Source organism: Streptomyces sp. NPDC048442 (assembly GCF_040651475.1).
Lineage (GTDB): Bacteria > Actinomycetota > Actinomycetes > Streptomycetales > Streptomycetaceae > Streptomyces.
Genome location: NZ_JBEZKB010000001.1, coordinates 1 through 22,197 on the forward strand (window position 1 = coordinate 1; position 22,197 = coordinate 22,197).

Consider the following 22,197-nt stretch of genomic DNA (forward strand, 5'->3'; position numbering starts at 1 on the left):
CCCCCTTGCCCACCCTTCCCCAAGCTCTCGGCTTCGCTCGAGCAGGGGAGACCCCACTGCCCCCGGGGGGCGGCCCCGCTGCCCAAGAGGGCTAGCGGGGGTAAGGGGCAGGCTTTTAGGGGCGCGGGGCTGTGTTGATATGCGGCTCCGCCGCGTGGGCGCGACCAGCCACGACGCACCCGCACGATGCCCCCGCCCCGCGGCCAGCGGTTCAGGGAAGGGGCGGGGCGTGCTCCGCGTGGGGTCGGCGGCGTCAGCCGCCCAAGGCGGCGCGAGGCCAAGGGGCAGGCATTCAGGGGCGCGGGGAACTGCGCGACCAGCCACAACGCACCCGCACGATGTCGCCCGCCCTGGAGTCACCCGCCCTGGAGCCCCCTCCCTGGAGTTACCCGCTCCCGGAACGGGAATGCAACCCAACCCCCAGCCGTTGCCCGCAACATGACTACGAAGACCTCCCCCGCCACCCCCTCCACCCCCGAAATCCTCCGCTACACCGCCTTCTCCTCCGACCCCTCCGGCGGCAACCCCGCCGGCGTCGTGCTGGACGCCTCCACCCTCACCGATACCGACATGCTCGCCATCGCCGCCGACCTCGGTTACAGCGAAACCGCGTTCCTGACACCGGCCGAAGGCCGGCACACCTACACCGTCCGCTACTTCAGCCCCAAGGCCGAAGTCCCCTTCTGCGGCCACGCCACCGTCGCGACCGCCGTCGCACTCGGCGAGCGCCTGGGCCCGGTCGACCTCACCTTCGAGACGAAGGCCGGCACGATCCCGGTGTCCGTCACCACGACCCCCGGCAGCACCCCGCGCGCCGTCCTCACCAGCGTCGAGCCCCACACCGAGCCCGCCGCCGAAGCGGACGTCACTGAAGCCCTCGCCGCCCTCGACTGGGCCGCCGGCGACCTGGACCCGGCCATCCCGCCCCGGATCGCCTACGCCGGTGCGCGCCACCTCGTGCTGGCCGCGGGCACCCGCGCCCGCCTGGCCGACCTCTCGTACGACTTCGATCGTCTGGCAGCGCTCATGCACCGCCTCGACCTGACCACGGTCCAGCTCGTACACCGCACGTCGGACACGGTCTTCCACGTCCGCGACCCGTTCCCGGTCGGCGGGGTGGTCGAGGACCCGGCAACGGGCGCCGCGGCAGCCGCCTTCGGCGCGTACGCACGCGAACTGGGCCTGGTGGCCGCCGACTCGACCCTCACCCTCCACCAGGGCGACGACCTGGGCCGCCCCGGCGTCCTCACCGTCGAACTGCGCGCGGGCGACCCCCGTGTCAGGGTCGGCGGCACGGGAACCCGCATCGCCGCCCCGACCGACTAAGCACCAAGCCCAGGCCCCAAGCCCCAGCCCCTCACGCCTGCCCCGTCTCGAACCGCGACACCTTCCCACCGTCCACCACGAACCGCCACGCGGTCCGCATCGAGCCCCAGGTCTCGTTCCGGTAGTCGACGACGAGCGCGAGCCCGTCGTCCGACGCCGACTCGACGTCCATGTGTCCGCCGGAGGAGAAGATCTCCTTGTCGGTCCACTCCGCGACATTCCGGTCCGAACCGTCGTCGGACATGGTCACGCCAGGCGTGAGCAGTGCTTCGAAAGCGGCCTTGTCACCGGCGTTCACGGCGGTGACGAAGGCCCGCACGGTGGGCTCGCTGAGCTGGTCGACAGGTACCGACATGGCGCCGCTCTCCTAGCTGTGGGGGTCCGGGCCGTTCCCGGGTCTTCCACCCTGCCCCGGCCCACCCCGCCCCGCACCTCGGCGACCACCGCCAACAACCACCCTCACCGCACCTGAGCAGGGGAACCGTACGAAGGGCAAACACCCCGGCCCACGGCAAACGACGGAAGACCGTCGAGGCGGCAGCGGGAGCCCCCACCCCATGAAAAGTGGCCCTGACCAAGGGGAAATCCCCTGGTCAGGGCCACAATGCACAAGGGCAGACGAGCCGGCCTGTACGCCGGGTTCTGTCGCGCGGTCGCCTCGCGGCGGCCGCGGAGACGGCCATCCATCTAGGGCCGGCGTTGCCGCCGGCCTCGTGCGGTCTACCCGCGAACTCGGGCGAGCAGCCCTCGGACGTTCGCGCAGGGCCGTCTTGCGACGGCCCCTCTTGACCTTGCTCCGGGTGGGGTTTACCTAGCCGTCCGAGTCGCCCCGGACGCTGGTGGTCTCTTACACCACCGTTTCACCCTTACCGAGGACCTCGCGGTCCCAGGCGGTCTGTTTTCTGTGGCACTTTCCCGCGGGTCACCCCGGGTGGCCGTTAGCCATCACCCTGCTCTGTGGAGCCCGGACGTTCCTCGGGAGGATCCCCGAAGGGCCCTCACGCGGCCGTCCGGCCGACTCGTCTGCCGTGCCGACCATGCTACCCGGCGGGGTGGGACGCGGCAGCCGCCGCCCGGCGGTGCTTGACCTTGCCGCAGCGGCAACGTTTCTACTGGTGCCATGAGCAAGGGCATGCGGATCGGGGAGATCGCCGCGCTGGTCGGGGTCACCCCTCGCGCGGTACGGCACTACCACCACGTCGGGCTGCTGCCCGAGCCCCTGCGGCGGGCGAACGGCTATCGCGAGTACGGGCTGCGGGACGCCGTCGTGCTCGCCCGGATCAGGCGGCTCACCGAGATCGGGCTCGGGCTCGACGAGGTGCGGGACGTCGTACGGGACGACGCGGGGCGCGAACTGGCCGAGGTATTGGGTGAGTTGGATGAGGATCTGGCGCGGCAGGAGGCCCGGATCCGGGTCCGGCGGGAGCGGATCAAGGGGCTGCTGGCGGCGGCCGAGGCCGGGGAGCTGACCGCGGAGGGGCCGGTGTCGGCGGAGCTGGGCGAGCTGCTGCGGGCGCTTCCGGCGACCGGGGAGGCCGCGGCCAAGGACCGGGAGATCCTCGCGCTGCTGGAGACGGTGGCCCCGCAGGAGGCGCGGAACCGGATCGTGGACACGCTGCGGGAGGCGGCCGCGGTGCCGGGCGCGGCGGAACGCACCCAGGAGGCGTATGCCCTGCTGGACGCGCTGGCCGGGGCGGCGACGGACGACCCCCGGGTGGCGGAGGCGGCCCATGTGCTGGCCGCGTGCATCCCGGACGGGATGTGGGAGGAGGGGGCGGTGATGGACGAGGGCGACGCGTTCCTGCGGACGGTCTTCGCCGACTTCGCCCCCGCTCAGGCGGAGGCCGTGCGGCGGGCCGTACGGATCGTGGCGGAGAGGCGGGGGCCGTGAGGAAGGTGCTCAGGGGCGTTGCCTGCGCGGCCCTGCCGGGTGAACTGGCCATCATCGTCTGCCTGTTGGCGGGTGTGCGGGTGCCCGGGTACGTACTGCTCGCCGCCGAGGCCGTGGTGGTGGCGGTCGTGCTGGCCGAGCTGGCCGTATTCGTAGGGCTTCGGAGGCAGGGGCGTACGAGCCGGGAGGCCGTGGCCGCGCTGGTGCCCGAGCCCGTACGGCGGCTGCTGGGGCACGAGCTGCGGCTGTGGGCGGCGCTCGGGCGGTGGGTGGCGCGGCGCAGGCACGGGGTCGGGCCCGGGGATCTCGCGTTCGGGCACGCGAAGGCGCAGACGGCGCTGCTCTGGGGGTTCGCGTTCGTGTGCGTGGTGGAGACCGTGGGGCTGCATGTGCTGCTGGCCGGGGTACCGGTGGTGCAGATGGCGTTCCTTGTGCTGGACGCGTACACCGTGGTGCTGATCGTGGGGCTGCAGGCCGCCGCCGTCACCCGGCCCCATGTCGTACGCGCCGACGGCGGGCTGCGGGTGCGGTCGGGTGCGCACGTGGACCTGCTGCTCCCGGCCGAGCGGATCGTCTCCGTACGGTACGAGCTGGGGCTGAACCCGGGGCGGAAGGTGGACGGTCTGCTGGAGCTGGCGGTGGCGTCGCAGACCTCGGTGACGGTGGAGCTGAGCGAGCCCGGGGTGGAGGCCGTGTCGCTGCTGGGGAAGCGTCGGCCGGTGACGACCGTACGGTTCCACGCGGACGACGCGCGGGCTCTGGTGGCGGCGTTCGGGCGGGCGGCAGAAGTCAGGCAGGGGAGAACAGCACCTTCGCGGAACCCGGGTCTGCCTGCGTCAGCCTGACCCTGATGCGTTCGCCGAGCGGGAGGTCGCCGCCACCCTCGACGCGGGCGATGACGGCGAGGCCTGCACTGTCCAACTGGACGGTGCCGACCGTCGGTTCACTGTCCTTGACGTCCACCACGTGCGCCTCGAAGAGCTCGCCGATGCGGTCCTTGAGGAGGGCCGCCTCGACGATGTCGATGCATTCGCGCTCGACGGTGTTCTGCCGGCGGGTGCCCTCCGCCATCTCCTTCGGCAGGTCGGGGAGTGCGGACGTCACCCACTCCGGGGGCTCGGCGCCCGCCACCGCCGCCACGCACAGCTCGCCCGCGTACCGGTCGACGAGGCGGCGCAGGGGCGCGGTGCAGTGGGTGTACGGGGCTGCCACGGCGGCGTGCACTGCCTGGCCGGGGAGCTCGCCGCCGGTGAAGACGGTGTAGCCCGCGCCCCTGAGGAGGGTCGTGCACTCCTGGAGGAACGCGGCGTGGGCGGGCTCCGCCGGGTCGAGGCCGCGGACGAGGTCGGCGTACGAGGTGTGGTGCGGCCAGTCGATGCGCAGGGCTCGCGCGCTGCGGCGCAGCCGGGCGACCGCACCGTCGGGGGCGGCGGGGAGGGTGCGCAGGATCCCGGCGCCGGCGTCCGTCATGAGGCCGGCGGCTGCCATTCCGGTGAGCAGGGAGATCTGCGCGTTCCAGCCGTCGGCGGGCAGCGGGGTGCGGTAGCGGAGCCGGTAGCCGCCGTCGTCGAGTTCGATCTCCTGCTCGGGGACGTTGAGGGAGATACCGCCGCGCGCCCGTTCCTGCTCCTCGCGCAGCAGCCCGATGTCGCGCAGCAGCGCGAGGGGCTCCTCCGCCGCACCCGCGTCGATCTGCTGCTGCACCCCCGCGTAGTCCAGCTTGGCGCGGCTGCGGACCAGGGCGCGGCGTACGTCCGTGGCGACGGCCGCCCCGTCCGCGTCGAGATCGATCCGCCACAGGAGCGCCGGACGGGTCTGGTCCGGGAGGAGGCTCGCGGCACCCTCGGAGAGCAGCTGCGGGTGCAGCGGAACCTTCTCGTCCGGGAAGTAGAGGGTGGTGACCCGCCGGTGCGCCTCGGCGTCGAGCGCCCCGCCGGGCGCCACGAAGGCGGCCACGTCCGCGATCGCGTAGTGCACCCGGAACCCGCCGCCCGCGCGCCTCGCCAGGTGCATGGCCTGGTCGAGGTCGGTGGAGGCGGGCGGGTCGATCGTGAAGAAGGGGAGGTCGGTGGCGTCGTACGGGTCGGTGGGCAGCAGCGGGTTCTTCGCCGTCCGCTCGGCCTCGGCCATCACCTCGGGCGGGAAGGCGTCGGGCCCCGCCGGGTCGGCGGGCACGTCGAGCGTCTTGCGCAGCTCGCGCAGGGCGGCCCGCAGCGGGGCTGCCTCGGCGGCGCCGGTCACATGGATATGGCGGCGTGGCATGGATCGAGCGTAGGGCAAATCCAGCCCGTCCGGCGTTCGAGGACGCGCGGCCGCAGGCCGTGCACGGGGCGCAGCCCCGGACATCGGCCCCCACGGCGGCCGGGGTGACGCTGCGAACGGACTACCGTTGGCTCGCTGTTCCCGTACGTACGAAGGAGTCACCCCGTGCTCGTCCTCCTGCCTCCCTCCGAAGGAAAGGCCGCTCCGGGGCACGGTGCCCCGCTGAAGCCGGAGTCCCTGTCGCTGCCCGGCCTCGCGGCAGCCCGGACGGCGGTGCTGGAAGAGCTGGTGGAGCTGTGCCGGGGCGACGAGGAGAAGGCCCGCGCGGTGCTCGGGCTGAGTGAGGGGCTGCGGGGCGAGGTCGCCAAGAACGCGGAACTCATGAACGCCGGCACCCGTCCCGCCGGGGAGATCTACACCGGTGTGCTGTACGACGCCCTGGACCTGGCGTCGCTGGACGCGGCGGCCCGCAAGCGGGCCCGGCAGTGGCTGCTGGTGTTCTCGGGGCTGTGGGGGGCGGTGGGGGTCGGCGACCGGATCCCTTCGTACCGCTGCTCGATGGGCGTGAAGCTGCCGGGGCTCGGGGCGCTCGGCGCGTACTGGCGGCCGGTGATGGCCCAGGTGCTGCCGGAGGCGGCCGGGGACGGCCTGGTCCTGGACCTGCGGTCCTCCGCCTACGCGGCGGCGTGGAAGCCGAAGGGTGAGGTCGCGGGCCGCACGGCGACCGTGCGCGTGCTGCATGCGCAGATCGTCGACGGGGTCGAGAAGCGTTCGGTGGTCAGCCACTTCAACAAGGCGACGAAGGGCCGGATCGTACGGGACCTGCTGACGGCCGGCGCCGCTCCGGCGAACCCCGCCGAGCTGGTGGTCGCCCTGCGCGACCTCGGCCACGTCGTCGAGGCGACGGAACCCGCGAAGGCGGGCCGGCCGTGGTCGCTGGACGTGGTGGTCCGGCAGATCCACTGAGGCTCGCCGAGGGTCGCCTGGGCCCGTCGGGGCACCGGGTGATGCGCGTAGAGCACCGGGTTGATGCGCGTAGAGTAGACAGGTTGCATTTCCCCCGAAACGCAACAACTGCATCTCGTTCGAAACCCACCAGAGGAACCCTGTGCCCAGCTCATTGCGCGACATTCTGACCTCCGTGGCACAGGGGCAGTACCCGGCACCCGACGGCCGGACCGTCGTCGTGCCCCAGCCGAGCCCCCGCGACGCGGGCGTGCTCGCCTTCACCGCGCACTCGATCATCTTCTCCGACCAGGACCCGGAGTGGATACGGGCGACGCTGGAGGAGGCCTGTCCCGACCCCTTCTCGGCCTCCCTGCACCCGGCGTTCCTGGCCGCGCTGATGATGCGCACCGGCCGCCGCATGGACACGGTCGGCTCGCTCACCCTGGCCTCCGCGCTCGAGGGCCCGCCGCCGCTGGAGCTGACGCCGATCGAGGACCAGGACCACCCGAGGGTGGTGCGGGCGCGCAAGTACCGCGACGAGGTCCGGGTCTGGGCCTCCGAGGGCGGCGGCATCCTGATCGTCGGCCGCGGTCTGGCCGGGCGCTGGGAGACGGCGATCGAGGTGGACGAGGAGTCGCGGCACCGGGGACTGGGGCGCGCGCTGGCGGAGTCGGCGCGGCACATGATCCCGGCGGGCGACGTGATCTGGTCGCAGCAGGCCCCCGGGAACGCCCGAAGCGTGCGCGCCTTCCAGGCGGCGGGATACCGGCCGGTGGGCGCGGAGGCGCTGCTGATCGCGGCGTAGCCCGCGTCATCGCGGCGCAGCCCGCGTCATCGCGGCGCAGCCCGCGTCATCGCGGCGCAGCCCGCGTCATCGCGGCGCAGCCCGCGTCATCGCGATGCAAGCCCGCGCGGGGCCGCGCTGACCGCGATGCAAGCCCGCGCGGGGGCTGCACTGTCCGCGACACAAGCCCGCGCAGCGGCCGCACTGTCCGTGACGCGAGCCCGCACAGGGTATTGCATCCTGCGCAACGCTCGTTGCACGGAACACTCGATGCGCGGCAGGATGCTCCCATGGCCTCCTCCGCTTCCCCTGCCGCCTCCGTGCTCGAACTCGCCCCCGTCGTCCCCGTGGTCGTCCTCGACGACGCCGCCGACGCCGTCCCCCTCGCCCGCGCCCTCGTCGCCGGTGGGCTGCCCGCCATCGAGGTCACCCTCCGCACCCCCGCCGCCCTGGACGCGATCCGGGCGATCGCGGACGAGGTGCCGGACGCGGTCGTCGGCGCCGGGACCGTCATATCCCCCGCCGGGGTCGCCGACTCACTCGCGGCCGGAGCGCGGTTCCTGGTCAGCCCGGGGTGGACGGACTCCCTCCTCGACGCGATGAAGGGGTCGGGGCTGCCGTTCCTCCCCGGCGTGTCCACGACCTCCGAAGTCGTCGCCCTGCTGGAACGCGGCGTCACCGAGATGAAGTTCTTCCCCGCCGAGGCCGCCGGCGGCACCGCGTACCTCAAGTCGCTGTCCGCGCCGCTCCCCCAGGCCCGCTTCTGCCCGACCGGCGGGATCTCCCTCGCCTCCGCCCCGTCCTACCTCGCCCTCCCCAACGTCGGCTGTGTGGGCGGGACTTGGATGCTCCCGGCCGACGCACTCCGGGACAAGGACTGGGGCCGGGTGGAGGAGCTGGCCCGCGAGGCGGCGGCACTTCGCCGGCAGGCGCGCGGGTAGAGCGGGTGGAGCGGGTACGGCGAAGCCCCCGGTGGCGAGACCGGGGGCTTCGTACCGTACGGACGTAAGTCGCGGCTCAGCGCAGGTGCGACGTGTCGTTCAGCAGTCGCACGGACGCGTTGCCGTCCGCGTAGTACGCGACGGCCGACAGCGAGGCCGCCGACAGTTCCATCTTGAACAGGGACTCCGGCGGAGCCCCCAGCGCGAGCCGTACGAGCGTCTTGACCGGCGTCACATGGGTGACGACGAGGACCGTCCTGCCCGCGTACTTCTCGGCCAGCCGGTCCCGCGCCGCCGAGACCCGCCGGGCCACCGTCGCGAAGCTCTCGCCGCCGCCGGTCGGGGCGACCTTCGAGGACGCCAGCCAGGCGTCCAGGTCCTCCGTGTACCGCTGCCTGACCTCGGCGAACGTCATGCCCTCCCAGGCACCGAAGTCCGTCTCGCGCAGGTCTTCGTCGATCTGTACGGACAGGCCGAGCCGGGACGCGACCGCGTCCGCCGTCTCGCGGCAGCGGGTGAGCGGGGAGCTGACGACCGCCTCGATCGTGCCGCGTGCGGCGAGCGAGTCGGCGACCGCTGCGGCCTGCTTGCGGCCGACCGCCGACAGCTCGGGGTCGGAGCCTGTGCTTCCGGAGAACCGCTTCTCCGGGGTGAGGAGGGTCTCGCCGTGCCGGAGCAGGACGAGGGTGGCGGGGGCGCCCAGATCGGCGGCGGCCCCCCAGCCGACGGCCGGAACCGCAGCCTCGGCCTCCGTGGCCTCCTCGTCCAGCGCGAACAGCCCTTCGTCCGCGGGGGGCTTGCGCACCCCCGCCAGCGCCGCCCCCGCCGGCGCCGCCCCCGCCAGCGCCGCCCGTGCCTTCGCCGCTCCGGCCGCCGCGTCACCGACCACCCGGGCCGGTTCAGCGACAGCCCCCACGGCCCCGGCGGCCCGGACTGCCCCAACAGACGCGTGCAGAGCGGCAGTCGACCCCGAGGGCTCCCACTGCTTGCCCTTCTTGCCCGCGTCCATGGCCTCGTTGGCGAGCCGGTCCGCGTGCTTGTTCTTCTCGCGCGGGATCCACTCGTACCGCACCTGCGCACGCGGCAGGATCGCCGCCGCCTCGGCGGCCAGCGGCTTCATGTCCGGGTGCTTGATCTTCCAGCGCCCCGACATCTGCTCGACGACGAGCTTGGAGTCCATGCGGACGTGCACCCGCGCGTCAGGGAAGAGGTCGCGGACCGACTTCAGACCGGCGATCAGGCCCTTGTACTCGGCGACGTTGTTCGTGGCGATGCCGATGTACTCGGCGGCCTCCGCGAGGGTCTCGCCCGTCTCCGGGTCGAGGACGACGGCGCCGTAGCCGGCCGGGCCCGGGTTGCCCCGGGAACCGCCGTCGGCCTCGACCACCACAGTGCGGCTCACAGGGCTCACTGGTTCTACAGCCCCGAATCCGACGTACGGACCAGGATGCGGTGGCAGTTCTCGCAGCGCAGCACCGCGTCGGGGGCCGCGGCGCGGACCTCCATGACCTCGGTGATGTTCAGCTCCAGCTGGCAGCCCTCGCAGCGGCGCTGGTACAGGCGTGCGGCGCCGACCCCGCCCGACTGCGCGCGCAGCTTCTCGTACAGCTTGACCAGATCGGCGGGTACGGAGGCGACGACGAGCTCGCGCTCCTTGGTGAGCTTCGCGCTCTCCTCGTCGAACTCGGCGGTGGCTGCGTCGCGGCGCGCGGTGGCGTCGTCGACCTTGCCCTGCACGGCGCCGACGCGCTCGGTCAGCTCGGCGGCGCGCTCCTGCGCGGACTCGCGGCGCTCCATGACCTCCAGGACGACGTCCTCCAGGTCACCCTGGCGCTTGGCCAGCGAAACGATCTCCTTCTGGATGTTCTCCAGGTCCTTGGGGGACGAGACGGTCCCGGAGTCCAGGCGCTGCTGGTCGCGCACGGCGCGCTGGCGGACCTGGTCGACGTCCTGCTCGGCCTTGGTCTGCTCGCGGGCGGTGTCGCTGTCCTCGGTCTTCGCGGCGACGAGCAGGTCGCGCAGCTGGGTGAGGTCCTTGGTGAGCGACTCGATCTCGGCGTGCTCGGGAAGCGACCTGCGCTTGTGCGCGAGCTGGGACAGCCGGGAGTCGAGGGCCTGGACGTCGAGAAGTCGGATCTGGTCGGCGGGCGCGGCGTTCAGTTGGGGGCTCCAGGAGAAGAGAAGGGGGAAGAGATGTGGGATGTCCAGGGGTCGGTCACCGTCGACGAGACATGGACCCGAAGGTTCCACCCCTCGCGGTCGGAGACCGCTTCGAGCTGTCCGGCCGCCTGCTCGCACCAGGGCCACTCGGTGGCCCAGTGCGCGGCGTCGACCAGCGCGAGCGGCGACGTCTCACTCGCTTGCTCGCGGGCTTGCTCGCGTGCTTCGGAAACCGGGTGGTGGCGCAGGTCGGCGGTCAGGAACGCGTCCACACCGGCCGCCCTGACCGCCTCGAAGAGGCCGTCTCCCGATCCGCCGCTGACGGCGACGGTACGTACGACAGCGTCCGGGTCGCCCGCGAACCGGATGCCCTGCGCGGTGGCGGGCAGCCGCTGCGCGGCGCGTGCGGCGAACTCACGCACGGTCTCCGGGTGGTCGAGCTCACAGATCCGGCCGAGGCCGCGCCGCCCGTGCGGATCGGTGGGATCCGGTACGAGGGGGCGTACGACACGGAGGTCGAGGGCCCCGGCGAGGGCGTCGGAGACGCCGGGGTCGGCGGTGTCGGAGTTGGTGTGCGCGACGTGCAGGGCGACGTCGTTCTTGATGAGCGTGTGCACGACGCGGCCCTTGAAGTGGCCTGCCGAGACCGTCGTCGTACCGCGCAGATAGAGCGGGTGATGGGTGACGATCAGATCGGCGCCGAGCTTCACGGCCTCGTCGGCGATCTCCTGGACGGGGTCGACCGCGAACAGGACCCGGCTCACTTCGGTGTCGGGATCGCCACAGACCGTACCGACGGCGTCCCAGCTCTCGGCCCGCTCGGGGGGCCAGAGGGCGTCGAGCGCGGCGATGACTTCAGACAGACGGGGCACGGAGCCAAGGCTACCTGGCGTCCGTACCCCTTCGACCTGCCCAGCCCCTCGGCTTCCGGCCGACACCCACTCGATCCGCCGGCCGCTCCCCGCACTGTCCCGGCCGGTTACTTCTTGGTGAGGAAGTCCCGGAGGTCGGCGAGGACCTCGTCGGCTGCGGAGGTGCCGAGGCCGAGGTACCAGGTTTCGTCCGGTACGTCCTTGGCCTGGCCCTTCTTGACGGCGTCCAGCTTGTTCCAGAGCGGGTTCTTCTCGGCCTTCTCGCGCTTGGTCTTGTCCGCGTCGCCGTACACGCCGGTGAAGATCCAGTCGGCGGCCGCCTCGTCGATGCGCTCCGGGCTGACCTCCACCGCGAGGTCGTTGACCTGCTGGTTCTTCGGGCGGGGAAGGCCTGCGTCGTCAAGGATGGTGCCGATGAAGGAGGCCTTCGCGTACAGCCGGGTCTTCTCCGGCAGGTAGCGCAGCATGGTGATCGTCGGCTTCTTGCCGCCGTGGGCCGTGGCGACGTCGGTGCCGAGCTGCTTGGCCTTCTTCTCGTACGAGGCGAGCTGGGCGTCCGCCTCGGCACTCTTGTCGAGGGCCGCCGCGTTCAGCCGGAAGTTCTCCTTCCAGGTGAAGCCGGGACGGATCGAGAAGACCGTCGGGGCGATCTCGGAGAGCAGCTTGTACTGCTTCTCGGCGCGCAGCTTGCTGCCCAGGATGAGGTCGGGCTTGAGGGCGTCGATCGCTTCGAGGTTGAGGCTGTTGATGGTGCCGACGCTCTTGGGGCTTCCGGCGCCCTTCTTCAAGTACTCGGGGATGGCCTGCGAGCCCTCCGCCGGGGCGTAGCCGACCGGCTGCATGCCCAGCGAGACGACGTTGTCCAGCTCGCCCACGTCGAGGACGACGACCCGCTTCGGCGCCGCCTTCAGCTCGGTCTTGCCCATGGCGTGGGTGATCGTGCGCGGAAACTGACCCGGCTTGGCGTCGGTGCCCAGCTCCGCGGTCTGCTTCGCGGCGCCGCCGAAGTCCTTGCCGCCCTGGGCGACGGACGTGCCGCCGTCGGACTTCTTGTCGCCCTCGCCCTTGGCGTCCCCGCCGCCGCAGGCGGACAGGGCGAGCGCGGCGGTGACCGCCAGGGTGACGGCGGCGGTGCCGCGGCGGCGTAGGGACGACGACATGAGGTGCTCACTCTCGGGAACGGAAAAACTTAGGCGAACCTAACCTTACGTCGTCCCTTGACGGCCCCCTCAGCACACCCGGCCCTCCGGTACCGGTCGAACGAGCGGACGGCCACCCTTATGTGTGAAGTGCCGTGACTCGTGTGGTCCGGTGGGAAAGGCGAAAACTAGCGTCGCGGGCGGAGGTGACGAAACGATGACAGCCTGTGCCATCGAGACTGCCCCGGAGCGCGGCGCGGTACGGCGATGCGGATTCACGATCGCTGCGGACGGTTCGTACGCCGCGCGGCTGGCCGGGACCGGCGAGGCGTGGTTCACGGAGCGCTGGACGCTGGGCGGACCCGAGCCGTACGCGGTGCCGCTCCCCGCCGACCAGCCGGAGGAGCCCGGTACCGAGGTGCTGCCCCTGGCCGACGGGCGGGTGCTGATCCACCGGGAGGTGGCGGCCCGGCACGTGTTCTCGCTGCTCTACCCGACCGGTCCTGCGACCGGTGAACTCCCGCTGGGCGCGGTCGAGTTCACGGCCGGACCGCTCACCCTCCTGCCGCCCGCCCCCGGCGGCTCGGCGGCGTACGCGCTCGCCGTGGGGCCGCACTCGACGGCGGTGTGGCTGGTCGCGGGCGGCGCGTTCGGCCCGGAGCACGTCGCGGAGGTACGGGGCCGGTGCACGGGCGGCGTGTGGCTGGACCGCACGGGCCGGATGCTCGCCCTGGACCGGGAGCCGGAGGACGGCGGCGCGGTCAAGTCCGTCGCCGTCGACCTGGAACGGGGCGGCGAGGTGACCCCGCTCCTCCAGATCGCCGAGCGGAGCAACGACCGTCTGCTCCTCGCCGACCCGGACAGCGGCCTGATCGTCATCCGCTCGGACGCCCCCGGCGAGGACCGGCTGGGCTGGGGCGTCCTGGGCAGCACGCGCCCGGTCCGCTTCCCCGAGTGCCTGCGGGTCGACGACTGCACGCTCACGCCGTTCGCGGCACAGCCGGGTCAGGTACTGATGCCGGAGAGCTGTGCGGTGGCGGTACGGATCGACGCGGCGGGCGGCGCCCCCTCCGCCCCCTGGTTCGGAATGTGGCGCCCGTCCGGCAAGCGGCTGCACCAACTGGCCGCCCCGACGGGCTGGTTGCCGGGCGCGGGCCTGTGGACCCGCGAGGGCGTACTGCGACTGCCGTTCGCGACGGAGGCGGTGCGGTGCGGGGTGGTGGAGGTGTGCGCGCCTCTGATGGAGGGGGACCAGGGGCCACCGCCCCCCGCAGAGTCCCCGGCCGACGCGGCCGCCCCCGATTCCCCTGCGGCTGACGCGGCCGCCCCCGATTCCGCTGCGGCTGACGCTGCGCCCGCGGCTGACGCTGCGCCCGTCCCGAGACCCGTACCGCTGCAACAGGCCCCGCTGATGGGACGGTTCCACCGGGTCGGGACGCGGCCGGGTGCCGCCCAGGGCGCCCGGAGCACTCCGGAATCCCAGACGTCGTCGATCACGACCACACCGCCGGTCACACCGCCGACGGCATCACCCGTCGCGCCGTCTCCCGCGCCCGCGCCGATGCCTCTGTTCGACCCCGGGTCGGCCCACGCCGCAGCCCCGGCGATGGTCAGGACCGGCGTCCCGGTGATGGTGCGGGTACCGACTCCGACCCCTCTGAACAGCCCAGGAGCGGGAAGTTAGACTCGCGGGCGCCCGGAGCGGCCCAGCCGTCCCGGGCGTACCCATGCAAGCGATGTTGACGGGGTGACTTCCCACATGTTCGAAGCCCGAACCGACACGACCCAGCAACGGCCGCAGACCACGGCCACCGCCCAGGGCGCGGCCGGCAGCTCAGGAAAACACAGGGGCGGAGCAGCACAGGCCGAGGAACCGACGGTTCCGGTACAGGGACGACACAGGAGGGCCGGAGCCGCGAGCCACGGGGGCTAGGGGCTAGGCCGCCCCCCCCCCCACGCGGGGCCGGACGGGCTGAAGATGCGTGCATCTTCAGCCCGTCCGGCGTGTGAGGACGCGCGGACGCAGTCCGTGCACGGGGCGCAGCCCCGGACACCAGCGCCCACCAGCCCCGCGGCAGCAGTTTCCGGAAGGGGAGGGGCGGGGAGGGGCTGGCGCCGCAGGCAACCCGCACCGCCCACCGGCCCACACCATGCCCACCCCCCTTACCCCCGCTTCAGCCCCAGCACCTCCGCCGCCCCAAAGCTCTCCCCCTCCGGCCGCCCCCCGAAATACCCCGACAGCACGTCATCCAGTTCCTCGTACGAGAACGCCTCCTTCGAGGTGTCGAACTTCGCCGCCACCCGCGGCCGTTCCATCACCGCCACCATCCCCCCGTGCACCACCAGCAGTTGCCCATTGATCCGCCCCGCCGCCGGCGACGCCAGATATCCGACCAGCGGCGACACGTGCTCGGGGGCCAGCGCGTCCATCTCCCCCGGGCCCGACGGCTCCGCGAACCCCGCGAAGACGTCCTCCGTCATCCGCGTCCTGGCCCGCGGACAGATCGCGTTCGCCGTCACGCCGTACTTGCCGAGCGCCATCGCCGTGGACGTCGTCAGGCCGACGATGCCGCCTTTCGCCGCCGCGTAGTTGGGCTGGCCCGCCGAGCCCGCCAGGAACGCCTCCGACGACGTGTTGACGATCCGTCCGTACACCGGCCCGCCCGCCGCCTTCGACCGTTCCCGCCAGTGCACGGCCGCGAAGTGCGTCGTGTTGAAGTGGCCCTTCAGATGCACCCGAATGACCGTGTCCCACTCCTCCTCGCTCATCGAGAAGATCATCCGGTCGCGCAGGATGCCCGCGTTGTTGACCAGTACGTCCAGCTTCCCGAATGCGGAGATCGCCAACGCGACGAGTTCTCCGGCCTGTTCGCGGTCGGCGACATCGCCCCGGTGGGCCACGGCCGTACCGCCCGCTGCCCGGATCTCCGCCGCGACCTCCTCGGCGGGTCCGGCCGACGCGGCGCCGGAGCCGTCGCGGCCCGGCTGGCCGAAGTCGTTGACGACGACGCTCGCGCCGAGGCCGGCGAGTACGAGCGCCTCGGCCCGGCCGAGGCCGCGCCCCGCACCGGTGACGATCGCGGACAGGCCTTCGAGAGGCAGTGACATCCCACAACTTCCTTTCCGATGTGCACAGTTCGGCCGTGAGCGGTTCAGAGCGCGATGGACGTACGCAGGGCCACACCCGTACGCATCTGCTCCAACGCCTCGTTGATCTCCGCCAGTTGGACCCGGTGCGTGATCATGCTCTCCAGGTCGATGCGGCCCGCCCGCCACAGCGCGATGGCCCGTTCGTACGAACGGAGCACGTCCCCGCCCCCGTACATCGAGGGCAGGATGCGCTTCTCGTCGAAGAACAGCTCGAACATGTTGACCTGGAAGAAGTCGTCCATCGCGCCCGCGCCGACGATGCACAGGGTGCCGCCGCGCCGGGTCGTCTCGTACGCGGTGCGCGCCGTGGCCGACTTCCCGACCACCTCGAAGACGTAGTCGAAACCTTCCCCACCCGTGATCCGCTGCTTGGCGTCGGCGAGTTCGTCGGGCGAGACGGCCTCCGTCGCACCGAACCGCAGCGCGGCCTCCCTGCGCGAGGCGACCGGGTCGACGGCGACGATCTGCGCGGCGCCCTGCACCCGGGCCCCCTGGATCGCGGAGATTCCGACGCCCCCGCAGCCGATGACGGCGACCGACGAACCTGCCTCCACCCGGGCGGTGTTGATGGCGGCGCCGAGCCCCGTCGTCACCCCGCAGCCGATCAGTGCGGCGATCTCGAACGGCACGTCGTCCGGAATCGGCACCGCGCACCCGGCCCCCACCACGACCTCCTCGGTGAATGTCCCGGTCCCTGCGAAGCCGAAGACGTCGCCGCCGGGCCGCTTGAAGTTGGGGGTGCCGGCGTTCATGAACCCGGCGAGGCACAGGTGTGTCTGGCCGCGCTTGCAGGACGGACACGTGCCGCACGCGGGCAGCCAGCACACCAGCACCCGGTCACCGGCCGCCAGAGCGGTCACTCCCTCCCCCACGTCCACGATCTCGCCCGCGCCCTCGTGGCCGGGGATGAAGGGGGCGGGCTGCGGCAGTACGCCGTTCATCGCGGAGACGTCCGAGTGGCAGAGACCGGTGGCCCGGACCCGGATCTTCACCTTGCCGGGGCCGAAGCCCACCGCTTCGACGTCGTCGAGGACTTCGAGCTTGTCCTGGCCTATCTCGTGCAGTACGGCTGCGCGCATGGCATGACTCCCCTCAAGCTGTGCTGACAAGGTTCACGAGTGTGCGACGACGGTGTCGGCGAGGACGGGCGCGTCATCGCGCTCAACTGCCGTCACCGTCAACTGGGTTCGGCCTTCATCCGTCCACATCCCGATGCGGAGCGTCTCGCCCGGGAAGACGATCCCGGCGAAGCGGGTGCGGTACGAGGTCACACGTGCCACGTCCCCGTCGAGCACCGTGTCCACGACGGCCTTGAGCGCCATGCCGTACGAGCAGAGCCCGTGCAGGATCGGCCGGTCGAAGCCCGCGAGTTTCGCGAACCCGGGGTCGGCGTGCAGCGGGTTCCAGTCGCCGGAGAGGCGGTAGAGGAGCGCCTGCTCCTCACGGATCGGCCGGTCCACCATGAACTCCGGCTTGCGGTCGGGGACTTGGAGCCGCTCGGAAGGGCCGCGCTCCCCGCCGAAGCCGCCCTCGCCCCGTACGAAGATCGAGGAGTCGCTCGTCCACAGCGGCCCGTCCCCGTCAAAGGCCTCCGCGCGCAGGACGATGACGGCGGCCTTCCCCTTGTCGTACACGGCCTGCACGGTGGAGGTCTGGGTGGCGTCGCCGCGGACGGGGATCGGCCGGTGGACGGTGACGCTCTGCCCGCCGTGCAGTACGGACGCGAGGTCGACCTCGATGCCCGGCGCGGAGAGCCCGCCCACCATGGCCATGCCCGCGCCCGCGACGGTCGCGAAGCTGGGCAGCACGTGCAGCCGGCTTTCGAGGGTGTAGCGCAGCTCGGCCGGATCGGTGGCCGGGACGCCCGCGCCGAGCCCCAGGTGGTAGAGCTGGACGTCCTTGTGGTCCCAGGCGAGGGGGGTGGTCCGGGGTTCGGCGGCGAGCGCCTTCGCAACGTCAATGGGCATGGGGGCAGGGCTCCTTGTGACTTCCTGAGACCCCGGCGCGGCCGTCCGCACCGTCGGACACGCCGGGGCCGTACGGGATCGGCCCGGGCCGCGCCCCGCCGCGCACTCTTGGCACGTGCGCCGCGCACTTCTAGAACGCGTTCCAGTCCGATGGCCCCCATGTATAACGCACCGCGTGATGCTTGGGAAGATGCATGACGGCCCGTCAGATGCTCGCGGCCGGGGCCGCCCGTGACATTTGTCCTGCCCGACCGCGTACAACCGGCTCTACGCCCCAACTCCCCTGCTCCGTAGCGTCTTCCCCATGAGGAAGACACCCGGAGACCAGCCCGCAACCCCCGCCCCCGCCCCCGCCGTCCGCTTCGCCGCCGCCACCAAGTCCTACGGCTCCGTCCGCGCCGTCGACGGCGTCGACTTCGCCCTCGACCCCGGTACCACCACCGCCCTCCTCGGCCGCAACGGCGCCGGCAAGTCCACCACCATTGGTCTTCTCCTCGGCCTCGACGACCCCGACTCCGGCAGCGTCCGCCTCTTCGGCACCACCCCGGCGCAGGCCGTCCGAGCGGGCCGGGTCGGCGCGATGCTGCAGGACGGGCGGCCGATTCCCCGGGTGACGGTCCGCGAGATGGTCACCTTCGTGTCGAAGACGTACCCCTCCCCCATGCCCGTGGACGAGGCCCTGGACCTGGCCGGGATCAAGGAGTTCGGGAACCGCCGCGCGGACCGGCTGTCCGGCGGGCAGATCCAGCGGGTCCGGTTCGCCGTCGCCCTCGTCGGCAGCCCCGAACTGATCGTGCTCGACGAACCGACCGCCGCCCTGGACGTCGAGGCCCGCCGCGCCCTGTGGGACTCGATGCGCAGGTACGCGGCCCGCGGCAACACCGTGCTGTTCTCCACCCATTACCTCGCCGAGGCCGACGAGAACGCCGACCGGATCCTGGTCGTCGACCGCGGCCGGATCGTCGCCGACGGCAGCAGCGAGGCACTGAAACGGCGTGCGGGCGGCAACCTGGTCTCCTTCGACCTGGCGGGCCGCCCCACCGAGGGCCTGTCCCTCCTCCCCGGCGTGACGGAGGTCGAGATTCGTGGCGACCGGGCCCGGCTCCGTACGGACGACTCGGACGCCACCGTCGTCGCGCTGGCCGCTCTGAACGCGGTCCGCGGCCTCGAAGTCACCCAGGCCACCCTGGAAGACGCCTTCCTCCAGCTCACCGACCCCACCGGCACCACCAGCAGCAGCACCACCGACACCACCAGCACCAGCACCAACGCAGCCCTCATCAAGGAGACCGTGTGATGGCCCTCGTACTCGACTACGTCGCCCTGGAGACCCGGCGCACCCTGCGCGACACGGGATTCGTCGTCTTCGGCATCGGCATGCCGGTCCTCATGTACCTGATCTTCACCAACATCGGCGGCGGCGCCGACGACACCTGGAAGACCGCGTCGATGGTCGGCATGGCGGCGTACGGCGCGCTCGGCGCGGCACTCTCCGCCGGTACGGGCGTCGCCGAGGACAAGGCGCTCGGCTGGCTGCGGCAGTTGCGGATCACACCGATGACCCCGGCGCAGGTGGTCGTGGGCCGGGCGCTGACCGCGTCCGTCGTCGTACTGCCCGCGATCCTCACCGTGCTCGCGGTGGGCGCCCTGGTCAACGGGGTGAGCCTGGCGGCGTGGCAGTGGGTGCTGCTCGCCGGGCTCCTGTGGCTCGGCTCGCTGCCCTTCACCCTGCTCGGTATCGGCAACGGCTACCGGCTGTCCGCCCAGAGCACCGGCGTGGTGAACGTGGGCTGCAACCTGGGGCTTTCGATCCTCGGCGGCCTGTGGTTCCCCACCCAGTTCTTCCCCGGCTGGCTCCAGGGGATCTCCACGTACACCCCGACCCGGGCGATCTCCCAGCTCGGTACGTCCATCGGCGCGGGCGAGGCACCCGGACTGCTCGCCCTCGCCGTACTGACCGGTTGGCTGGTCGTCTTCGGCTCGTACGCTGTCCTGTCGTACCGCAAGGCCGCACGGACGGCGTGACGAACCGCGCAACGGCCCCGAACCGCCCCGGATCCACAGGAGAAGGCCACGATGCGTCGGATCGACAAGAGCTGGAAGACCGACTGGAAGCCCCGGCGTGCCGAGTGGCGGGCCCGCAAGAAGGCCGGCGAGATCGACACCGCCCGTCTGGGCCCGCCCAACGGCTTCGCGATGCTCCCCTGGCTGCTGATGGGGATGGGCGCCTTCTCCCACCTCCTCCAGGGCAAGACCGACAACCCCTGGATCGGCGGGATCAGCCTCTTCATCTTCAACTCCCTCTACATCTATGTGGTGTTCCGCGCCTTCGACAAGCGGTCCCGGGAGTCGACGAGCACCCGGGTGGCACTGGTCGGCCTCGGTCTGATCACCGGATTCATGTCGGTCAGGTACGGCGGCCCGTGGCTGCTCTTCTGGATGCTGCTCGCTCTGGCCACCGGCTCCGTCCTGCGGGGCAGGCACGTCGGCCGGGCGATGCTCGCGCTGGCCGTCACGGCCGGGGTGATCGCCGGGGTCAAGGACGGCTGGGGTGCGATCAACGTCGCGTACGGGACCCTGATCTCGGGCCTGGTGACCTCCGCGATCCTCACTCTCGCCGAGACGGTCCAGGAACTGAGGGAAACCCGCCAGGAGTTGGCGCGCACGGCGGTGGAGAAGGAGCGGCTGCGCTTCTCCCGCGACCTGCACGACCTGCTGGGCCACACCCTGTCCGTCATCGTCGTGAAGTCGGAGGCGGCCCGGCGGCTCGCCCCGCGCAATCTGGAGGCCGCGCTCTCCCAGGTCACCGACATCGAGTCCGTCGGCCGCCAGGCACTCACCGAGATCCGCGAGGCGGTCACCGGCTACCGCGAGGGCAGCCTGACCACCGAGCTGGACGGCGCCCGCTCGGCGCTCTCCGCCGCCGGCATCGAACCGGTCGTACGGCAGTCGGGCCCGCCCCTCGAACCGCAGACGGAGGCCCTGCTGGGGTGGGTGGTCCGGGAGGCCGTCACCAATGTCGTACGGCACGGCAGCGGGACGACGCGCTGCACGATCGCGGTCGAGGGCACGCGGGAACAGGTCCGGCTGGAGATCACGGACGACGGGCGGGGAGAGGGTGCGGGGGACGGAGCGGGGCACGGAGCGGGGGCCGACTCGGCGGACGGCACCGCTGCCGCCCCGACCAGGACCGGCACCGGGCTCAAGGGCCTCACCGAGCGGCTGGCGACCGCGGGCGGTTCCCTGACGTCGGGCCCCGGACCGCACGGCGGTTTCGTCGTGACGGCCCAACTCCCGGTCACGGCAAGGGAGTCGACGGCCGCGGCCTGACCCGCCTCAGTCCCGCGCCTCCCGGGACCGCGGCTGCGGCCTCGCCCGTACGTGCATCCGCTCCCCCTGACTGCCGAAGAGACTGAGCACCTCCACCACCCCCTCCCCCGTGCTGCCGAACCAGTGCGGCAGCCGGGTGTCGAACTCGGCGGCCTCCCCCGCCCCGAGCACCATGTCCCGGTCCCCCAGCACGAGCCGCATCCGCCCGGTCAGGACGTACAGCCACTCGTACCCCTCGTGGGTGCGGGCCTCAGGTGTGCTGCGGCTCACCGGGAGGATCATCTTGTACGCCTGGAGGGGGCCCGCCCCGTGAGTGAGCGGCAGCACGGTCGACCCGTACACCTGACGCGGCTTGATCCGCACGCGCGGGTCGCCGACCGCGGGGGCGCCGACGAGGTCGTCCAGCGGTACCTGGTGGGCCTGCGAGAGGGGCAGCAGCAATTCCAGACTGGGCCGGCGCTGTCCGGACTCCAGTCTGGAGAGCGTGCTGGTGGAGATTCCTGTGACCTCGGACAGTGCGGCCAGGGTGACCCCGCGCGCGGTGCGCAGCCGCTGGAGGCGGGGGCCGACGTCGGCGAGCGCCCGGCCGATCTCGGGTGTGTGCTCCATGCCTGCCATTGCACAGGCCCGTCCCGGAATCGGCAACCTCGTTGCCGTTTCCGGGAATCTCGCCGGTTCCGGGAGCCTTGCCGATTCCGGGAGCCTTGCCGACTCCGGGCCTTGCCGACTCCGGGGCCTCCGGCGAAGCCCGTCCGCCCTACGCTGTCCCACGTGAACGAGATCCCCGCGCACCACCGTCCCGCCAAGTCGATCCGCGTGCTCCTCGCCGAGGACCAGGGCATGATGCGGGGCGCCCTCGCGCTGCTGCTCGGCCTGGAGGAGGACATCGAGGTCGTCGCGCAGGTCGGCGCGGGCGACAAGGTCGTGGGAGCGGCTCTGAACTCCCGTCCCGACATCGCGCTCCTGGACATCGAGATGCCCGGCATGAGCGGCCTGGACGCCGCGGCCCTGCTGCGCGAGGAGGTGCCGGACTGCCGGGTACTGATCCTCACCACCTTCGGCAGGCCCGGCTACCTGCGCCGGGCGATGGAGGCGGGCGCGGCCGGGTTCCTGGTGAAGGACGGTCCGGTGGAGGAGCTGGCGCAGGCGATCCGCCGGGTGCTGACCGGGGAGACCGTCATCGATCCGGCGCTCGCGGCGGCGGCGCTCAGCTCGGGCCCGAGCCCGCTCACGGCGCGCGAGCGCGATGCGCTCAACGCGGCCGTGGACGGTGCGACGGTCGCCGACATCGCGGCGAAGCTGCACCTCTCCGAGTCGACGGTACGGAACTACCTGTCGTCCGCAATCGGCAAGACCGGCACCCGCAACCGGATGGAAGCGGTCCGCTCGGCTCGGCAGCAGGGCTGGCTGTAGGACCCGGCCCCCGG

General features: G+C 72.3%; 21 protein-coding genes and 1 other RNA gene. 11 read left to right on the plus strand and 11 right to left on the minus strand.

Annotation, left to right across the window (positions count from 1 at the left end; all coding sequences use genetic code 11):
- The first annotated feature begins 438 nt into the window (after positions 1–438).
- The gene (locus tag AB0D18_RS00005) at positions 439–1,326 is read left to right on the plus strand and encodes a PhzF family phenazine biosynthesis isomerase (RefSeq protein ID WP_362410146.1); all 888 of its coding nucleotides are present in this window, start codon (positions 439–441) and stop codon (positions 1,324–1,326) included.
- Between the two features lie 31 nt (positions 1,327–1,357).
- Here AB0D18_RS00005 and AB0D18_RS00010 read toward each other — a convergent pair whose 3' ends face one another.
- Positions 1,358–1,681 (minus strand): nuclear transport factor 2 family protein, encoded by a 324-nt coding sequence (locus AB0D18_RS00010; protein WP_362410149.1) that lies wholly within the window; start codon positions 1,679–1,681, stop codon positions 1,358–1,360.
- 260 nt (positions 1,682–1,941) lie between these two features.
- Positions 1,942–2,348: RNase P RNA component class A (gene rnpB, locus AB0D18_RS00015), an RNA gene on the minus strand.
- A gap of 110 nt (positions 2,349–2,458) precedes the next feature.
- Between rnpB and AB0D18_RS00020 the strand changes: the two genes are divergently transcribed.
- Together AB0D18_RS00020 and AB0D18_RS00025 are read left to right on the plus strand one after the other, a co-directional pair.
- The gene (locus tag AB0D18_RS00020; RefSeq protein ID WP_362412035.1) at positions 2,459–3,217 is read left to right on the plus strand and encodes a MerR family transcriptional regulator; all 759 of its coding nucleotides are present in this window, start codon (positions 2,459–2,461) and stop codon (positions 3,215–3,217) included.
- Complete coding sequence (locus tag AB0D18_RS00025; RefSeq protein ID WP_362410151.1) at positions 3,214–4,062, plus strand: hypothetical protein; 849 nt, start codon at positions 3,214–3,216, stop codon at positions 4,060–4,062. Before AB0D18_RS00020 ends, AB0D18_RS00025 begins: the two co-directional genes overlap by 4 nt.
- On the opposite strand, the gene AB0D18_RS00030 is transcribed toward AB0D18_RS00025, so the two are convergent.
- Positions 4,007–5,479 carry an RNB domain-containing ribonuclease gene (locus AB0D18_RS00030; protein WP_362410154.1) on the minus strand — a complete coding sequence of 491 codons (1,473 nt, stop codon included), beginning with the start codon at positions 5,477–5,479 and terminating at the stop codon, positions 4,007–4,009. The genes AB0D18_RS00025 and AB0D18_RS00030 overlap by 56 nt on opposite strands.
- 165 nt (positions 5,480–5,644) lie before the next feature.
- On the opposite strand from AB0D18_RS00030, the gene yaaA reads away from it, so the two are divergent.
- The 3 genes from yaaA to eda all read left to right on the plus strand — a co-directional run bounded on the left by yaaA (position 5,645) and on the right by eda (position 8,152).
- Positions 5,645–6,445 (plus strand): peroxide stress protein YaaA, encoded by an 801-nt coding sequence (gene yaaA / locus AB0D18_RS00035; protein ID WP_362410157.1) that lies wholly within the window; start codon positions 5,645–5,647, stop codon positions 6,443–6,445.
- A gap of 142 nt (positions 6,446–6,587) precedes the next feature.
- Positions 6,588–7,232 (plus strand): GNAT family N-acetyltransferase, encoded by a 645-nt coding sequence (locus tag AB0D18_RS00040; RefSeq protein WP_362410160.1) that lies wholly within the window; start codon positions 6,588–6,590, stop codon positions 7,230–7,232.
- Between the two features lie 269 nt (positions 7,233–7,501).
- Positions 7,502–8,152 (plus strand): bifunctional 4-hydroxy-2-oxoglutarate aldolase/2-dehydro-3-deoxy-phosphogluconate aldolase, encoded by a 651-nt coding sequence (eda, locus tag AB0D18_RS00045; RefSeq protein WP_362410163.1) that lies wholly within the window; start codon positions 7,502–7,504, stop codon positions 8,150–8,152.
- 76 nt (positions 8,153–8,228) lie between these two features.
- Here eda and AB0D18_RS00050 read toward each other — a convergent pair whose 3' ends face one another.
- From AB0D18_RS00050 to AB0D18_RS00065, 4 genes are all read right to left on the minus strand, one after another.
- Complete coding sequence (locus AB0D18_RS00050; RefSeq protein ID WP_362410166.1) at positions 8,229–9,563, minus strand: bifunctional RNase H/acid phosphatase; 1,335 nt, start codon at positions 9,561–9,563, stop codon at positions 8,229–8,231.
- A gap of 5 nt (positions 9,564–9,568) precedes the next feature.
- Entirely contained in the window at positions 9,569–10,312 is a 744-nt protein-coding gene (locus AB0D18_RS00055; protein WP_362412038.1) for a C4-type zinc ribbon domain-containing protein, read from the minus strand.
- Positions 10,309–11,184, minus strand: coding sequence for a Nif3-like dinuclear metal center hexameric protein (locus AB0D18_RS00060; RefSeq protein ID WP_362410169.1), 876 nt, complete (start codon positions 11,182–11,184; stop codon positions 10,309–10,311). Before AB0D18_RS00060 ends, AB0D18_RS00055 begins: the two co-directional genes overlap by 4 nt.
- Positions 11,185–11,291: 107 nt before the next feature.
- On the minus strand, positions 11,292–12,344 hold the full coding sequence (locus tag AB0D18_RS00065) for an iron-siderophore ABC transporter substrate-binding protein (protein WP_362410172.1): 1,053 nt from the start codon (positions 12,342–12,344) through the stop codon (positions 11,292–11,294).
- Between the two features lie 196 nt (positions 12,345–12,540).
- Between AB0D18_RS00065 and AB0D18_RS00070 the strand changes: the two genes are divergently transcribed.
- Positions 12,541–14,007, plus strand: a complete 1,467-nt coding sequence (locus tag AB0D18_RS00070; protein WP_362410175.1) for a hypothetical protein — start codon at positions 12,541–12,543, stop codon at positions 14,005–14,007.
- A gap of 479 nt (positions 14,008–14,486) precedes the next feature.
- Here AB0D18_RS00070 and AB0D18_RS00075 read toward each other — a convergent pair whose 3' ends face one another.
- The 3 genes from AB0D18_RS00075 to AB0D18_RS00085 are packed head-to-tail and all read right to left on the minus strand — an operon-like array spanning position 14,487 to position 17,440.
- Positions 14,487–15,431 carry a 3-oxoacyl-ACP reductase gene (locus tag AB0D18_RS00075; protein WP_362410178.1) on the minus strand — a complete coding sequence of 315 codons (945 nt, stop codon included), beginning with the start codon at positions 15,429–15,431 and terminating at the stop codon, positions 14,487–14,489.
- 44 nt (positions 15,432–15,475) lie between these two features.
- The gene (locus AB0D18_RS00080) at positions 15,476–16,552 is read right to left on the minus strand and encodes a Zn-dependent alcohol dehydrogenase (RefSeq protein WP_362410181.1); all 1,077 of its coding nucleotides are present in this window, start codon (positions 16,550–16,552) and stop codon (positions 15,476–15,478) included.
- A 33-nt stretch (positions 16,553–16,585) separates the two neighbouring features.
- Positions 16,586–17,440, minus strand: coding sequence for a MaoC/PaaZ C-terminal domain-containing protein (locus AB0D18_RS00085; protein WP_362410184.1), 855 nt, complete (start codon positions 17,438–17,440; stop codon positions 16,586–16,588).
- A 304-nt stretch (positions 17,441–17,744) separates the two neighbouring features.
- Here AB0D18_RS00085 and AB0D18_RS00090 point away from each other — a divergent pair, with 304 nt between their 5' ends.
- Genes AB0D18_RS00090 through AB0D18_RS00100 form a run of 3 tightly spaced genes read left to right on the plus strand, consistent with a single transcriptional unit; the run spans position 17,745 to position 20,770 of the window.
- Positions 17,745–18,737 carry an ABC transporter ATP-binding protein gene (locus AB0D18_RS00090; protein WP_362410187.1) on the plus strand — a complete coding sequence of 331 codons (993 nt, stop codon included), beginning with the start codon at positions 17,745–17,747 and terminating at the stop codon, positions 18,735–18,737.
- Positions 18,737–19,465, plus strand: coding sequence for an ABC transporter permease (locus AB0D18_RS00095; protein ID WP_362410190.1), 729 nt, complete (start codon positions 18,737–18,739; stop codon positions 19,463–19,465). The genes AB0D18_RS00090 and AB0D18_RS00095 overlap by 1 nt, the downstream gene beginning before the upstream one ends.
- 51 nt (positions 19,466–19,516) lie before the next feature.
- On the plus strand, positions 19,517–20,770 hold the full coding sequence (locus AB0D18_RS00100; RefSeq protein ID WP_362410193.1) for a histidine kinase: 1,254 nt from the start codon (positions 19,517–19,519) through the stop codon (positions 20,768–20,770).
- 6 nt (positions 20,771–20,776) lie between these two features.
- Here AB0D18_RS00100 and AB0D18_RS00105 read toward each other — a convergent pair whose 3' ends face one another.
- Positions 20,777–21,379, minus strand: a complete 603-nt coding sequence (locus tag AB0D18_RS00105) for a cupin domain-containing protein (protein ID WP_362410196.1) — start codon at positions 21,377–21,379, stop codon at positions 20,777–20,779.
- Between the two features lie 162 nt (positions 21,380–21,541).
- Between AB0D18_RS00105 and AB0D18_RS00110 the strand changes: the two genes are divergently transcribed.
- Complete coding sequence (locus tag AB0D18_RS00110; protein ID WP_362410198.1) at positions 21,542–22,183, plus strand: response regulator transcription factor; 642 nt, start codon at positions 21,542–21,544, stop codon at positions 22,181–22,183.
- Positions 22,184–22,197: the final 14 nt, after the last annotated feature.

Excerpts from the sequence above, each read along its gene's own strand:
- AB0D18_RS00005 (WP_362410146.1), top strand. The coding sequence starts at position 439 with ATGACTACGAAGACCTCCCCCGCCACCCCCTCCACCCCCGAAATCCTC.
- AB0D18_RS00010 (WP_362410149.1), bottom strand. The coding sequence starts at position 1,681 with ATGTCGGTACCTGTCGACCAGCTCAGCGAGCCCACCGTGCGGGCCTTC.
- AB0D18_RS00020 (WP_362412035.1), top strand. The coding sequence starts at position 2,459 with ATGCGGATCGGGGAGATCGCCGCGCTGGTCGGGGTCACCCCTCGCGCG.
- AB0D18_RS00030 (WP_362410154.1), bottom strand. The coding sequence starts at position 5,479 with ATGCCACGCCGCCATATCCATGTGACCGGCGCCGCCGAGGCAGCCCCG.
- eda (WP_362410163.1), top strand. The coding sequence starts at position 7,502 with ATGGCCTCCTCCGCTTCCCCTGCCGCCTCCGTGCTCGAACTCGCCCCC.
- AB0D18_RS00065 (WP_362410172.1), bottom strand. The coding sequence starts at position 12,344 with ATGTCGTCGTCCCTACGCCGCCGCGGCACCGCCGCCGTCACCCTGGCG.
- AB0D18_RS00070 (WP_362410175.1), top strand. The coding sequence starts at position 12,541 with ATGACAGCCTGTGCCATCGAGACTGCCCCGGAGCGCGGCGCGGTACGG.
- AB0D18_RS00075 (WP_362410178.1), bottom strand. The coding sequence starts at position 15,431 with ATGTCACTGCCTCTCGAAGGCCTGTCCGCGATCGTCACCGGTGCGGGG.
- AB0D18_RS00080 (WP_362410181.1), bottom strand. The coding sequence starts at position 16,552 with ATGCGCGCAGCCGTACTGCACGAGATAGGCCAGGACAAGCTCGAAGTC.
- AB0D18_RS00085 (WP_362410184.1), bottom strand. The coding sequence starts at position 17,440 with ATGCCCATTGACGTTGCGAAGGCGCTCGCCGCCGAACCCCGGACCACC.
- AB0D18_RS00090 (WP_362410187.1), top strand. The coding sequence starts at position 17,745 with ATGAGGAAGACACCCGGAGACCAGCCCGCAACCCCCGCCCCCGCCCCC.
- AB0D18_RS00095 (WP_362410190.1), top strand. The coding sequence starts at position 18,737 with ATGGCCCTCGTACTCGACTACGTCGCCCTGGAGACCCGGCGCACCCTG.
- AB0D18_RS00100 (WP_362410193.1), top strand. The coding sequence starts at position 19,517 with ATGCGTCGGATCGACAAGAGCTGGAAGACCGACTGGAAGCCCCGGCGT.
- AB0D18_RS00105 (WP_362410196.1), bottom strand. The coding sequence starts at position 21,379 with ATGGAGCACACACCCGAGATCGGCCGGGCGCTCGCCGACGTCGGCCCC.